General features: G+C 43.1%; 4 protein-coding genes. All 4 read right to left on the reverse strand.

Features of this window, described 5'->3' with window-relative positions:
- Positions 1-40: 40 nt before the first annotated feature.
- A complete protein-coding gene (locus Q5C82_RS05030; protein ID WP_003220189.1) occupies positions 41-11956 on the reverse strand; it encodes a non-ribosomal peptide synthetase in 11916 nt (3971 codons plus the stop codon).
- A 20-nt stretch (positions 11957-11976) separates the two neighbouring features.
- Complete coding sequence (gene fabD / locus Q5C82_RS05035; RefSeq protein ID WP_003220190.1) at positions 11977-13179, reverse strand: ACP S-malonyltransferase; 1203 nt, start codon at positions 13177-13179, stop codon at positions 11977-11979.
- A gap of 970 nt (positions 13180-14149) precedes the next feature.
- Positions 14150-15625: a D-alanyl-D-alanine carboxypeptidase/D-alanyl-D-alanine-endopeptidase gene (gene dacB, locus Q5C82_RS05040; RefSeq protein WP_003220192.1), complete on the reverse strand. Its 1476-nt coding sequence runs from the start codon at positions 15623-15625 to the stop codon at positions 14150-14152.
- A 32-nt stretch (positions 15626-15657) separates the two neighbouring features.
- On the reverse strand, positions 15658-16635 hold the full coding sequence (gene galM, locus Q5C82_RS05045) for an aldose 1-epimerase (RefSeq protein ID WP_003220193.1): 978 nt from the start codon (positions 16633-16635) through the stop codon (positions 15658-15660).
- Between the last annotated feature and the right edge of the window lie 75 nt (positions 16636-16710).

Below are 16710 nucleotides of genomic sequence, written 5' to 3' on the forward strand. Positions count from 1 at the left end.
TTAGAGTATAAAGAAAATCATGTATGCTTTCCCATGCTTTTTAAAAGTTCAGTTCAATAGAATGGATCAAGTTATCATCTTCCGCGGTGCTGCCGCTTAATTCGATATGTTCGATTTGTATACTTGGCTGTTGACTGATAACGGATAAGATGTGTAAATAGTCTTTTGACAAAGCTTCGATTCTGCTTTTCTTAAATAGTTTCTTCGAATATTCGAACAGACCGTGATGTTTGTCTTGATCTGTCTGAATCGACAAGGTCAAATCGAATTTGGCAACTGTATGATGAAGCTTATAAGGCGTGAATCGAAGGGAATCAAGGTTCAATTCAACCTGATCGAGATTTTGCAGCACAAACATCGTATCGAATAAAGGGTTGCGGCTTGAATCTTTTAGAAGATGTACATGTTGGATCAATTCTTCCAATGGATAGTCTTGATTTTGATAGGCATTTAGCATGTTTTCCTTCACTTCGTTTAAGTAATCCTCGAATATTTTACGGCCTGCCGGGTGATTGCGAATGACTAAGGTGTTTACAAACATTCCCACAACAGACTCTACATCCATATGACTTCGGCCGGAGACCGGGGTCCCTACGACGATATCTTCCTGTCCGCTGTATTTGGATAAAAGAATTGTATAAGCTGCCATTAAAATCATATACAATGTTGTTCCTGTAGCTTCTTCCATTTGACTTAAGCGCTGTTTTAATTCTATCGGTATAAGAAATTCAAATGATTCGCCTTCGTAATCGCGTATAGCAGGTCTCTCGTAATCCGTTGGCATATCCAATACAGGAATCTCATCATGAAAACGATTAAGCCAATACGCTTCCTGTTTTTTGATGTTTTGCCTCTGAGCTTCCGTTTGCTGCCAAACCGCATAGTCCTTATATTGAATGGGAAGCGGATCCGGTTCGATCCCTTTATAAAATTGATTTAAATCTTTCATTAGAATGTTCATAGACACGCCATCGGAAATGATATGATGCATATCGACTAGCAGTACATGCTTTTCGGGTGTAAGTTCAATCAGTCCCACTCGCATTAACGGCGGCTTGGCTAAATCAAACGATTTGATAAAATCAAGTACATGGTCTTCCACTTCCTCTTCTCTCGCTTGAATCTGTTCTATTGTAAATTCAATGCTTGGATGAATTCGCTGTGCCGGCTCGCCTTCGTATAGTTCAAAGCTGGTCCGCAAAACTTCATGACGTTCAATTAATTTTTGAAAAGCAGCGGTCAATCGTTCTAGATCAATAGCCCCTTCTACACTCATGGCGCCCGTCATATTGTACGTCAGCTCGCCTCCTTCTGTATGACTTAACAAATACATCCGTTTCTGTGCCGAAGAAACTGGATAATAGGAGATTTTCTGTGCAGACGGAATTGATACATATCGAATTTTCTCCATGCGTAACGCCATGTTAGCCAACTGTTCAATAGTAGGAAACTTAAATATGTCTTTTACAGACAGATTGACATCCAGTTCTTTGTGGATTCTGGCGGCTAAGGCCGTCGCGCGTATGGAATTTCCTCCAAGATCGAAGAAATTGTGCTTGATCCCCACACGATGTATTCCGAGCATCTCTTGCCATAAGACTGCAAGCTTAGATTCAACCTCATTGCCTGGCGGTACATATTCAGCTATTTGCTCTAAACTTACCTCTGGTGCAGGCAGTGCTTTACGATTTATTTTCCCGTTGGACGTTAACGGTAATTGCTCAAGTTGGATATAATGGGACGGAACCATGTAGTCCGGCAGCTCCAGTGATAATTGTTCTCTAATCTCCGCAATTGTTATAGGTTTATTGCTCACATAATACGCACACAGTTGTTGTAAGCCATCCTCTTCTTCTCTGGCTAAAACTACGGCCTTTTGGACCGCTTCCACTTTATGCATTGCAGCTTCAACTTCACCAAGTTCAATTCGATGTCCTCGGATTTTGACTTGTTCATCGATTCGGCCTAAATATATGAGATTTCCATCACGTAATCGTTTTGCCAAGTCACCCGTTTTGTACATTATCGTTCCCGGAGCAAACGGGTTGTGAACGAACTTCTCTGCTGTTAAATCCGGGCGATTCCAGTATCCTCTGGCTACACCGGCTCCACCGATATACATTTCACCCGGTACGCCGACCGGAACCAAGTTCATGCTGGCATCCAACACATAAATGCTCGTATTGGCGGCAGGGGAGCCTATTGGCACAAATTCTCGCCTGTCACGTTTAGTGTCGTACCGATAAATCATACATCCGACGACCGCTTCTGTCGGTCCGTATTCATTGAATATGTCCAGTTGGCCTTTAAACTGCTCACTGACACTTTGGGCAAGCCGGGTGCTTAAATTTTCCCCGCCGACAATCATTTTTCGAATTGTCGTTCCATCTGCTATCTTCATTTCTTTGAGCACATGCAAATGCGCCGGCGTCAATTTGATGATATCTATTCTCGGATCCTGCATAATTGTTGAAAGCACCGCACTTTTGTCTTCACCATCAAAGACAATGATGGTATTTCCTGTAACCAGCGGTGTAAAAATCGACGTCACCGTTAGATCAAAAGAGATGGACGAGTATAAAGGGAAGTTGGTTTTCTCATCATTCACATAAACCTCTTTCGCCCACTCAATATAATTAGCTAATCCCCGGTGCTCAATGAGTACACCTTTCGGGTTCCCTGTGGAGCCCGACGTATAGATCATGTATGCCAAATCATTTGCACCGCAGGTCGGTTCAAGATTCGAACGATCCTCATGATATGAGCTTTCCTCATCCAAAAGCACAACGTCAGCATCAAACGTTAAGTGTTTATGCAAATCGAGCTGTGCCAAAACGATCTTAGCCTCTGAATCCTTCAGCATATATTGTATCCGGTCCTCTGGATACTCCGGATCAATTGGCACGTATGCGCCGCCGGCTTTTAGAACAGCCAAAATTCCAACAATCAGCTCGATGCGATGCGGGCAGATGATGGCAACAAACTGATCCGCTTGAACGCCCTTCGTTCTTAACGTGCGCGCCAATTGATTTACCCGCTCATTTAGCTGCCCGTACGTGCACCGTTCATTGCCAAATATAACGGCTTCATCATCAGGCCGCTGTTCTGCTTGCGTTTCAAACCATTGACATACTGTGTCATTGTGCGGAAACGGCGTCTCCGTGTCATTACACCCCATCAGAAGCTGGTGCCTCTCGATGTCAGACAGCATAGGAACGGAAGACAAGGATTTCTCCGGCTCCTTAACAAGACTGTCTAAAAGGCTGGTGTAGTGCCTTATGATTTGTTCAATCGTTTCTTGTTCAAACTGGTTTGGATTAAAATCGAAATGAATATCTAACTGTTTTTCTGCATCCTCGATCGTTAACATCAAATCATATAAAGAGACTCCGGGATTACGTTCTTTTACCCTAAACGTACACCCATCTTGATGGATCTCTTGAAATTCAATATTTTGATACACAAACATTGTGTTAAATAGTGACTTACCTGTTGTTTCCCGTTGTACGTTTACTTTTTCTACTAGCCAGTCAAACGGATAATCCTGGTTTTCGAACGCATCAAGCGTTTGCCGTTTAACTTCGTCCAAATAATCCGTAAACCTTTTATTAGCCTGTGGTTTCGTGCGAATCCCCATGGTTTGAATGAATATACCAATCATGCTTTCAATATTCGGTTGATTTCTTCCGGAAACTGGCGTGCCTACGACGATATCTTCTTGGCCCGTATATTTGTGAAGCAGCACGTTGTAAGCAGCCAGAAGCACCATATACAGAGTCGTTCCCTTCTGTTGCGCCATTTCTTGAAGCGAACGGATTAAACTCGACTGCAAGGAACAGGTCACACGCTGCCCTTCGGAAGACCATTCCATCGCTCTTGAACCGTCTGCCGGCAATTGAAGGATAGGAACTTCTTGCTTGAATTGCTCGAGCCAGTATTCTTCCTGCTGCTCCATGACCTCTCCGATTAACAGCTGGTTTTGCCACTCTGCGAAGTCTTTATATTCAAATGGAATTTCCGGTAATGGGTTACCATGATACAAAGCGAACAATTCATTTGTAAGTATGCTCATGGAATAGCCGTCGGAAATGATATGATGCATATCGATGAGCAATTCAGCCTGTTCGTTATCGACCTTGATCAGCTCCGCACGAACCAAAGGAGCTTGTTCCAGACGGAAAGGTTTTACATACCCATCTGCGTAGGCTTCAAATTCTTCACGGTCCATCGAATGGACACGAACGTTAAAATCAAGCTCGCCAGCAATCTGCTGCACAATTTCACCATCTATGATGTGAAAAGAAGTGCGAAACGCTTCATGCCGCTGCATGACCTGTTGAAGGGATGCAATCAAGGCTTTTTCATCGTACTTCCCTATAATCGATATTTGGCCAAACATATTTTGCGAAACTTGATTCGGTTCCATTTGATGCAGGAAATATACTCTTTGCTGAGCTGGAGATGTCCGGTAAAAGGCTTTCTGCTCAACAGGCTTCATCGGGGGATACTTGACATTCTTTTCACCCCGGATGAAATTCGCCAACTCCTTAACAGTCTGATGGCTGAAGAATTGCCCTATAGATACCTTTTGATTAAATGTTTGCTGAATCTTAGAAAGCATAAGCGTCGCTTTTAGCGAGTTTCCACCCAGAGACAGAAAGTGGTCAGATCTGCCCACTTTCTCCAGGCCGAGAAGCTCCGCCCAAATCTGCGCAATTTGCAGCTCTGTTTCATTTTCCGGCTCTTCGTAAACGGCACGAACACCCTTATGGTCTAATGTTGAAGAGATTCGCAGCTGATGATCAGCATACAGCTCAAGCAAGTCGTGTTGATCTTCCTTCGAAAACATTTTTAAGGAATCAAGAGAGGCGGAGTCCCCCTCAACCATTTTTTTCAGCAAGTTTACAAAGCCCGTTCCCCACTTGTTCATGATTTCCGAACTGATGACGCTTGTATTAAAATCGAAATCAAGAACATACTCTTGATCAAATTCCGTTACGTTAAGAAATAAATCGTATGAAATGCATTTTATAGGGTACGCAATGAGCTCAGCTTCCATCTGTCCGAAATGCAGCTTTCGAAAAGGTCTATCCAAATTAAAAATAATACGCATATCCGGCATTTGATCGTGTGGAAGCTGGCTGGCCACTAATGTCATCGGAACATCTTGATGCCGCATGACTTGATCCATGTTTTCCTTCATATGACCCAGATAATCGGCTAATGTGCTTTCTGAAGAAGCAGTGTTCTTCACGGGAACCATGTTGACACAATTTCCAACCAGCATAGGTTGTTTCATATGCAACTGGCCTGCGGTTGGAATCCCAATTACAAGGCCAGCCTGCTTGGTAAGCTGCTGCAGAAAAAGATGAAATGCTCCCAGAATAGTTGCAAAAACGCTATTTTTCATCCGAATGCTTAATGACTTTATCGCCTTGCTCAATGGACGGTCCAGTGTAACTGTATAGCGATCTCCCTCGTAACCATGCGGATAACGGGAAGAACTCATACTGGTCAAGATTGCCTGCGGGATTGGTTCAGAGAGATACTGCCGCCAATAACGAATTCCTTCTTCATAATGACCATTCTCTATCTGAGCTTGCTGCCAATCTAAATATTGGCGAAACGAAACAACCTCATGAGATGGAAGCGGGCTTCCTTGTACAATGGCGGCGTACGTGCTCTCTAGCTCTTGTACAAAAACAGCGATCGACCAGCCATCGGCGATGATATGATGAAATGTCAGAACGATCAGATGTTCGTCTTGTTTCGACGTAAGTACATGAACTCTAAACAAGGGCTTCTGTTCATGGAAATGAAACGGGCGCTTGGCATCTTCCGTCAGCCATTTTTGAACCTCCGACTCTCGCTGTTCATTCGGGTAACCGGTAAAATCGATGATAGGAATTTCAACATTTATTCGAGCCTGCACTTGCTGTACTTCGTCATCGACATGAATGACTGTGCGTAAAGCGTCATGGCGTTTTACAATATTTCGCACCGCTTGTTTTAACAGCGTATGCTGCACCGCCCCTTTCACTTTTAGCATAATAGATTGATTCAATGCCGCAGAAGCATCATTCCCATACTGGGATACTACAGCCAATTGTTTTTGTTCAGGAGAAAGCTCGTATGTTTCGGGTTCTTTATGGCCTCCGTCATTAGGAGAATCCGGCCCTTCTGGAATAAATCCGCCGCGGCGAAGATCTTTCACCGTTTCTTGAACGGCTTGAATGATATAAGCAATATCATCGGAAGTATGGGCCGTAGACAAGAAGCAGTTGCGTCCTTCCCAAACATAGACTCCTTTATAATTGAGATGGTAAAAGAACAAATCATTATCAACCGAAGAGACAAACCGGAATAAGGAACCAAATTGGACCATACGAATGGGCACTTGCGATTGTTCAAAATAGGAATTCAATTGATCAACCAAGTAGGTTGTCTTTTGATTTAACCGTTCATACAGAGTTTCTCCCTCGGCTTGAAGATATCGAAGCACGGCTAATGACATTCTCATCGTAAGCGGGTGAGTATTAAAGGTGCCCGCTACAAACGTGCGTTTTGCCTCATCCGTTGGATAGGAGTCGTCTCCATACTGCCATGTGCCGCCATCGATCGTATTCATGAACTCTGCTTTTCCGGCAACAATACCTAGAGGCTGGCCGCCGCCGATGATTTTCCCGTAAGTGACTAAATCTGCTTGGATGTCGAACCATTCCTGCGCGCCGCCGAGACCGATCCGAAATCCTGTAATAATTTCATCCATAATCAGAGCTGTTCCGGATTGCTGTGTGATTGCCCGCAGTTCTTTCAAAAATGATTCTGGCTGCAAATCCGGCCTGCGGCTTTGTACCGGTTCCACCAGAACGGCTGCCAATTCATTTCCCAAATTGCGAATCACGTCCAATGAATCCGGATGGTTGTAATGCAAAATAATCAAATCATTCATAAAGCTTTGCGGTATGCCCGGAGCCAGCGGATTCGCAGGCTCAGCCCCGCCTTTTGTGTTGGCAACACCTAATACGCCGTCAAAGGTGCCGTGATAAGAGCCCGCAAACACTACCACTTTCGTTCTTCCTGTTGCCGCCCTCGCCAAACGCAGGGCAACCATGACTGCCTCCGTGCCTGAATTATAAAAAGCGACCCTTTCTACTCCTGTGCATGCACGAATTCGATCTGCAACTTCTCCGGCGACATTTGACATCGGACCAAGAGGCGGCAATGCAGAATGTGTTGAATCAACGACGGTTTGAGTAATAAAGGACGGGTGATGCCCAAAAAGATTAACCCCAAATCCCATGGTGATATCGATATATTCATTTCCATCAATATCCCACATTCTAGAACCGTCCGAGCGTTCAGCGATGATCGGGTAAACCATTTCTTTCCAATAAGACCGGAAGCTGGACAAGTTGCGGTTATTGGCATGAGCAAATCGGGTTTCGTCCGTATATTGCTTGGAACCTTTCGTTTTGTCTACGTATTTCTCTATAAATGATTCTAAATATTGTCTTTGCTGCGGAGTATAGTTGACCTGTTCATTCAAGGTCTGACGCTGAAAAGGAATATAAGGTTTTGCTTCTTGAGCCGAATTCTTTTTTGCAGTGACAGATTTAGGAGAAAGGCTCGTTTTATCTTGCGAAATCTCGGATTCTTTCGATACAAAATGGCTGTTGTTTCTCAACAAATTAAAGCTATCCAATTGAGCTTGTAAAGTTTGCTGGATTAATTGATTCTGAGAAGCAATAATTTTGTCCAACATATGCTCTTGATGTTCCAACTCGGGCTGTGCTCCTGATATCACAAGCTCTTCCTGTGCCGTAACACTTTCTTGAGGCGGAGTGGATGCAGCTGATGGAACATTTTCTGCCAAATAATCGACAACACTTTCAATGTTGTTCATCGTATCAAAAAAACGTTCCATCGGGATATCCACATTAAATTCGTCTGCGATCGCTTTTTTGACCTGTGTCAGCATAATGGAATCCAATCCGAATCCGATAAAATGGGCATTCGAATCGATCTCATCCGCTCTGATTCCCGATGCATTGCTGATGACAGTCTTCAGAAAGGACTCAATATGTGTCTTCGTATGATTTATATCCAATGCTACTTCCCCTTTCTCTTTTCTTTCCTTGGCGCTTTCATAGACAGCCTCAACCCAACAGCGATTCCGTTCAAATGGATACAAAGGCAATGGCGTTTTTTGTACAACTTCATTGGAATAAACCGCTCGCCAGTCAATCACGGCTCTTTGCACATATAATTCTGCAATACGATTCAACCATGTGATTCGTTCATCCTTTGTGCAGGGCCGATGCTGCATGAGATCAGAGATTTGTTTACTCAGATTGTCTTTTTCGGCAGGCTGCATTTCCTTGATGTTTTTATAGCCAAAGTGTACTTGGGGAAGATTTCTTTCGCCTTGAATCAAACTGGTCAGCTTATCTATTAATTCTTGGTTGCTGGATACAATCATGGCTAAACAATAATCTAAATGAGCCCTTCCTGTACTGGCCGTATAGCAAATTGACCTCAATGATGATTGGCTGTCATCTGAAATATATTGCCGATACTGATGAGTCAGTTCATATAGTGAAGCTTCAGTATGGGCGGATAACACAAATAAATGCGGATCATTCCCGTCCTCCGGTGCATACTCACTTTCAGGAGTATATTCTTCCAATACTACATGGGCATTCGTTCCGCTAAAACCGAATGAACTGATACCACCCCGCAGCGGTCGGTCTTCAGGTGTGAAATCCATCACTTCTTGGTTCACATAAAAAGGAGAAGAGTGAAATGGAATTAATGGATTCGGTTTATTAAAGTGAGCCAGCGGCGGGATTTTTTTGTGATTCAACATAAGGGCAGATTTTATCAGTCCAACGATGCCTGCCGCTTCAAACAAATGACCGATGTTTGCTTTAACAGAGCCGATCGCACAAAACTGTTTCTTTTCCGTAACCTTCTCAAACGCTTTACAAAGACCGTTAAATTCAACAGGATCCCCGAGCTTGGTTCCGGTGCCGTGTGCTTCAATGAAAGACAATGTTTCAGGAGCAATGCCAGCGTCTTTCCAGGCCATCTCAATCACCTCGGTCTGAGCTGCCGGGCTCGGTGCGGTGATTCCAACGGTTGTCCCGTCTTGGTTTATCGCGCTTCCCTTGATCACACCATAAATATGATCTCCATCGCGAATCGCAGCCTGCAAAGGTTTCAACAGGACTGCTGCCACGCCTTCGCCAGAGCCTGTTCCGTCCGAATCCTTGCTGAACGTTTTCGTGAGCCCGTCAGAAGATTCCATATCGAGACCGATACGCATCGGTAATAGCGAAGTTCGAATACCCCCGGCAAGAGCCATTTCACAATCGCCTGTAAGCAAAGCTTTACATGCCATATGAACAGCAACAAGTGACGAAGAGCAAGCTGTATCCACGGTAACCGCTGGTCCTTTCAAATTTAGAAAGTAAGCAATTCGACTCGCCAACACCGAGGGAAGATTGCCCACAATATAATGATGAAGCTCCTCCGGATAATTCGCAGAAAGGAGACGTTCGTAATCGTATCCCACCTTCGAGTACCCTACATATACCCCGAGCTGACTCCCGCTAATGGTGTCGCCGGCATAGCCTGCATCTTCAATCGCATGCCATGCGGATTGCAAAAATAGCCTTTGATTGGGATCCATGAATTTTGCGGTTTTGGGAGCTAAACCAAAGAACGAATAATCAAAACGGTCTATCTCATCTAAATAGCCGCCCTTCACAAATTGTTTTTCGTTACGTTCGCTTTTAATGGATCGTAAATAATCTATCGCATCTTTAACTCTTGGTGCAGGATATTCCCGAATGCCATGCTCACCGTTTTCGAGCAGGTGCCAAAAATCACTCTTATTCGATGCCCCTGGAACATTGAGGGACATCCCGATAATAGCGATGTCTTTTGACGAAGAGCGGCTTGGCTTCGCTGTATCAGTTTGCTTGATTTCGGAATGGTTTTCGACAAGGAATGCCGCTAAATCAGCGATTGAAGGATATGTAAAGAGATCAGCAACCGTAAGCTCACAACCAAACTTTTGTTCAATGCGTTCGGCAATTTGAGATAACTGTAATGAGGTTGCACCCATGTCAAAATAATGATCATTTAGGTGAATCTTTTTTCCATCCATCACTTCTGAAAAGATAGACAGCAATGCTGTTTCGATTTCATGAATAGGAGTCTGTACCGGTTCCGTCGAATGACCCTCCAAAAATTCCTTGATTTTGGTTGACTCTAGCGCAAATTTCCCCGACTCATACTGCTCAGCCAGCTCATAGCGTTTAACTTTCCCGCTTGTCGTTTTTGGCAGCTTTCGGATCGGCAGGATTTCTTTGATGCTCCATCCGCCTCGCTGGTACAAATGCTTTTTAATGTCTTTAACAAGTGGTGCAAACTGCTCCGCTGATTTTTTGTAAACAGCAAAAAGTACAATTTCTCTGCTTCGTGTCTCTTGATCATATACACCACAGGCTGCAACTCTTCCTAAATCAATGTCCTCTAATTCAATGGCGACTCGTTCAATATCGTGAGGATACACATTTTTTCCGTTCACAAAAATAATGTCTTTTTCCCTTCCGGTTACGACTAAATTCCCTTTTCTAATGAAGCCAAGATCTCCCGTTTTCACCCATCCATCGGGAGTCAGCGCTCTGTTCGTACTTTCGGGGTTGTTATAATACCCTTGGGTCACATTCTCCCCCTTGATCTGGATATGACCGATAAATCCGTCTTCCAATCCTTCGTTTGCTTCATTACAGATTCGAATTTGGCAGTAATCAATAGGCTTTCCTACTTCGACGAATGAAGCGCAATTTTGATCCTCTTTGCTTACTTCAACGGCTCTTTCACCTAGATTTAGATGATCGCGATGCAAATAAACAGGGACAAATCTTTCTCCGATGTTAGAGAATGTTGCGCCAACCGAAGCCTCAGCTAAACCGTAAACATTTAAGATGGCAGATCGTTTCATATTGAATGCTGCGCATCTAGTCAAAAATTCATCACATAGCTCTGGCAATATAGGTTCTGCTCCGTTTGCAATGACCCTGATATGGGATAAATCCCAGTCGTAACTTTTATTGTCTTTCAGAAATTTAAGAAAGTAATTGTATCCAAAATTAGGTGAGGATAGAATGCTGGCTTTATGTTCATGAGCTTTTTTCATCCAGAGAATAGGTCTTCGAATAAATAATTCTGTCGGCATTAAATTTTGATTGATTCCGGCTAAGGCAGGAACAAGGTGGCAAGCTATGAGCCCCATGTCATGGGTTAAGGGCATCCAAGATAAAAGAGTATCTTTTAAGTCGATAGCCAGCGCATTCCGGATTGCACATGTATTATGTATTAAGTTATGATGGGTTAGCATGACTCCTTTCGGGTCTCCTGTTGATCCCGAAGAAAATTGAATAAAGGCCAATTCATCGGCTTCAGGTTCATATTGCGAAGCCGGGTGATCGTAGATTCGATCCTGAATGATGTCGGATTTCTCGATTAATTGATGATGGAAATCTTGTAAATCGTGATCAGCAGCAAATTTTTTCATTTTATCTAATACTGTTTCAGAGGCTAGCAAGAATGGATTGTTTAAAATATTCCAAATGCGCCATACCTTTAGCTTGTGGTCATTATCTTCTCCGATACTGACGGGTACCGGAATCATTCCTCCTAATAAACACGCCCAAAAAGCGACGACAAATGATTTGTTTTCTTGAATTTGAAACACAATTTCTTGCTTTGGCTGAATGCCGATATGTTGTAAGTAGCCAAGAAAACCTTGCGCCTCGTCAAACAATTGGCGATAAGAGACAAATGTCTCGATTTTATCGGATTCGATAAAACGGATCCCGCGATCTGATATATTGCTTCTATTCCGAATAACATCGACTAAGGTTTGAAATTGACTGGTATACATAGGTCCCCTCCTGGGCAGCTTTATTTTAAAATCCGCAATTGTTCCCAAGTCGGAAGTTGTTTAGCCTCACAAATTAATTGGCATAAATGGATCGAATGTTCGAGTTCTTCTGCCGAAAGCTCAACTTCTTTTCTTTCCACTCTCTCTTTGAGCAGTTGTATTTGCGGAAATAATGGGGTCGTCAGGTTGGAATAGGTCTTTGCATCTTTGTTATAATTTCTCGCAATGATGGATTGAATCATCATTTTATTCAATTGCTTCTTGCGTAAATTGACAATATTTTCATTTCTTTCCGCCGAATCAGAAAGCAAATGCAAGTCAGATGTTTGACCTAAAGGGTAAGCTGCAATATGATTCGTTATTTTTTTCAATAGGCCGACCAAGACGTTCTTGGGACCCATTTCGATGACTTCCGTGACTCCGTGCAAAAGCAAGTAGTGCATTGACTCCGCCCATCTTACCGGCATAGTCATGTGCGTTTGCAAATGTTCCCTGACCGAATGGCCATTGTTATACGGAATCGCTGTAACATTCGAAATGATCGGCCATTCAGCATCTCGGAAAGAATATTGATTTAATGCAGTCTGGAATTGTTCAGACGCTGATCTCATCATCGAACTATGAAAAGGGGCGCTGACGTTCAAATAAGTGTGATTGGCCCCCATTCTCTCAGCTTTTTTAATGACAAATTCCACAGCCTGCCGATGTCCGGAGATGACATGCTGTTGATCCGAGTTCATGCACGCCACGCCTACCGGGAAGTCTTCCGTCGAAATTTCCGTACACAGGTCTTGTAGCGGTTGGATATAAACCTGTGTGATTGCGGCCATCGTGCCCAGTTGCTCAGGATCTGCATTTTGCATGAGTATTCCTCGCTGCCTTATAAGCTTAACGGCTTCTTGAAAAGAAAGGACACCTGCACAGACAAGCGCTGAATATTCGCCCAAGCTGTGACCTGCCAAAAAGTGCGGTTTAATTCCTATTTCCTGCATATATACTTGATAAGCGATAACACTAACCGTTAAAATGGCAGGCTGTGCATTCATTGTCCTTGTCAATTCAGTCATATCGCCATCAAAGCACAACTTTTTTACATCCATGGAGATGGCATCGCTTGCCTCTTCAAATAATCTCTTCGCCAGCACAAAATCATTCCAAAAACTTTTACCCATCCCAACAAACTGAGAACCTTGTCCCGGAAATAAAAAGGCAAGATTATTCATTAGCTCCCTCCAATCTTTTCGAACGGATACATGTCATATACTTTTGTACCGTCATAGCATCATCATCACAAAAACATGCATATGGGATCATTGTCATAATTGCAGCTAAATAATGGAAGCCTAACGATTAAACGTCTTTTTTTAATTGATGCGTTTGTATGTCTCTGAGGGTGTTCAAGATTTGATTGCGTTTGATTATAGTTGAATAGCTCTAGGTGGAGGAAAACAAAACAAGAGCAAGGGTGAGAAGCCCGCGGCAGATAAAACTGCCAGGGACGGACACAGATGACGTTGCAACTCGCCAAAAAACTTTACTTGATTGAGCAACGCGACATATGGAGTTTCTACTTTAGAAGCTATTGTTTGCGGAAGCTTGTCCTGCTAGTCTTGAGATTGGCCTATAATTACCACGCCAAAATAAGGCTGGCTAAGACGATACAGGTTTAACAATGACTTAGATAATACTTCTGCAACTATGAATGCTGGAATCACCTGCAAAAAACACTGGAACAACCAACAGGTCGATAAACTGTACTTTCTTTTGGGCAAGGTAAAGAATAAGATGTTCGGCTCAACAATTCCCTCAGTTCTAAAATAAGAGGTTAAGAAAGTGAAATAATGACAGAAAAATAAATTATATGGCTATATAATCCATATATGCACTATATTAACGTATATTTATTAAAGTACAATAAAAAATGTAAATTTTTCATTGTACTTTTTTGAAAATAGTATTATTTCTTTAGTTTTCGTTTCGTTTTTTGTCGTAATTTTGAACATGAAGTGATGAAAGTACCATTTTTTGCAAGGTCTTCTAAACTAATTTTTCAGTTGTTTTAATTTTCTAAAAACGTTTAATGTTTTATATGTTAGATGTATATTATTCGTATATATGGAATGATAAAGAATGCTTGACGTAACGAAGGACATAAAAAAACCTGTTTTCGCTTGGAAAACAGGTCTGACGCTATTATTGACTTGCCAAGATGACAGCGATTTGATCCTCAATATCTTTTCCATCCTCGTCATCAATCAATCCATTTAGAAGAATTGAGAAAACAAGGGTTTTTCCGCTCTTGGTTTCTGCGTACCCGGATAGAGAGCTGACCGTGCTTAGCGAGCCGGTTTTTGCCTTCACTTTTCCTTGTGCAAGCGTGTCTTTCATGCGGTTCCTCAGCGTTCCTCCTATCATTCGGTCACTATTGCCCGCAACAGGCAGAGAATTTAGATAAGCTGAGAACCATTTTTCATCTTGAATGTCATATAACAGTTTTGAGATTTGATCTGAGGATACAGCATTAATATGCGAGACTCCTGATCCGTCCCTTAACACAAGTGATTTGGGATCAACACCGAATTCCGGAAGCGTACTGTTTAATACTTCGAGTCCCTTTTCCCAGCTCCCCTCTTCTTTTTTCATTTTCCCCATTTCTTTTACGAGCACTTCGGCATGTCCGTTATTGCTTAATTTCATAAACGGAACAAATAGTTTTGACAAAGGCATTGAACGATGAGAGATTAACACGTCTGAAGAACCGGGCGCAGCGCCCGTCTTGACGTTCCCTTTTACAGTAATTCCTTGTTTGTGTAGTGCCTGCTTAAATAAATCCAAAGCGTATCCGGTCGGCTCCCAGACAGCAATCCATTCCTTTGTCTTGCTTGCGCCAACCGGTACGCTTCCTTCAATGGTGATCGTGTTTTCCCCATGCTCTCTTTCGATCGTGAGGTCTTTCTTTTGGCCGGCCGAAGTCGTTTCAGCATTGTTCTTAATCGTTACATAATCTGTCTTTGGAGATACAGAAACGGCAGGCTTTTCCCCTTCTTTTTTACCTGGGGTGACCTCTACAATGACAGTACCTGCATCATAGTCTTCATTCGGAGATGCTGTTAAAGCAGAGACTTGCGCGCCGTAATACGTGTATTCATCACTCCATGGCATATCAGGTGATAATCGGGTGTCATCATACCACGTATCATCACCGATCAGATTGCCTTTAATCACCTTCACGCCGGACTGTTTCAATTTCTCAGCCATTTCTTCAAAATCAGATGGTAAAAGTGTCGGATCTCCTTTTCCTTTCAGATAAAGGTTTCCATTCAGCTTTTTCCCTTTCAGTGTGCCGTCTGTCCGGACCTCGGTTGTAAAGGAATAGTCCTCACTAAGGACAGAAAGTGCCGCGGCAGCTGTCAAAAGCTTCAGAGAAGAGGCGGGCCTCATTCGGATATTTCCTGAATGCTCATATAGAACAGCGCCTGTATCCGCAGAGCGAACAGTGATGCCGGCCATTGCGCCTTTGAGTGCAGGATGATCAGTTAAAATCTTATCGATCTGCCCGGCAAGTGCATCTTGTTTTTCAGCCGCTTGCGCAGCCTGATGCATATAAGGTACCGAAGCAACGACGAAAAGCAGCAAAACAGCCATATAAAGCTTTATGCTTTTTTTCATTTTTCCCCCGCCTCTCTGCGCCTCATCATTGGCTATTGATGATTCAATTCGATGGTGATACTGCTTTTGGCTGTTGTTTCTTCTCCTGGCTCAAGCACTTGTAAACCAGTGAGTGATGAAGACAAATCAAGATTCACTGCGTTTGTCACCCATGTGTAAGGTTCAGGGCATAAATACCCCTGTTTTCCGTCCGCATTGTATACAACCCAATGTTTAAATTGTTCATCTGCCTTATAAATAATACTTACGTGTGCGTGCTGATGATAAATGACTGCCTGATTTTCTCCGCCTCTTTTCTGATAAGCAGATAAAAAGACATCATCCAGCTGCTTGTGGCGTAAATCCATCCCTTCATGCAAGGCTTCTTTATTCGGTACATCCATCAGCTTCCCGGTCGGCAGCAGGCGTTCATCCAACTCCCATTGTTGATCTGCTGCCAGGGAGAATAATGAGCTTTCTTCTGGAAACACAAATGTAGTATGATAACCGATTCCCCAAGGAAACGCTTCCTCTCCTTTGTTCATGACCGTCGCATATTTAAATAGAGTATTCCCCTTTAGCGTGTATGTCATCCGAACGACGGCATGATGCGGAAATTGCTTATATATATGGGGGAGCTCTGAAAGATCAATTTCCGTTTCAACGATCACTTCTTCATCAGTTTGCTTCATGGTCACTACGTTCCACTTTTCCTGATAAAGAAACCCATGAAGATGGTTGTGTTTATCCTTTTCGTTGATATCAAAATGATATGTTCTGCCCCGGAAACTGAATGTACCGTCACTTACCCGGTTAGGCGGAAACAGAATCGGAATGCCATACAATGTTGGTGTGTCATGAAAACTTTCTGCTGTTTTCGGTTCACGCAACAGCTGGATCTTTGTTGCTTTGTCCACGAGAGATATGACGTTGCTCCCCCACTCGGGAACGACAATCATTTCTATATGTTCGTTGCCTGCTTTGATGGCGGGTGTTCCTAAATGCGTAATCTTCTCAATATAGTTAGCCATGTGTCCTCAACCTCTCCTTGATTCATTGCTCGTATAAGAATTCAATGCACTGTGCCATATTTCCTCCATTTTATG

The sequence above is a fragment of the uncultured Bacillus sp. genome, from assembly GCF_958411575.1.
Lineage (GTDB): Bacteria > Bacillota > Bacilli > Bacillales > Bacillaceae > Bacillus > Bacillus spizizenii.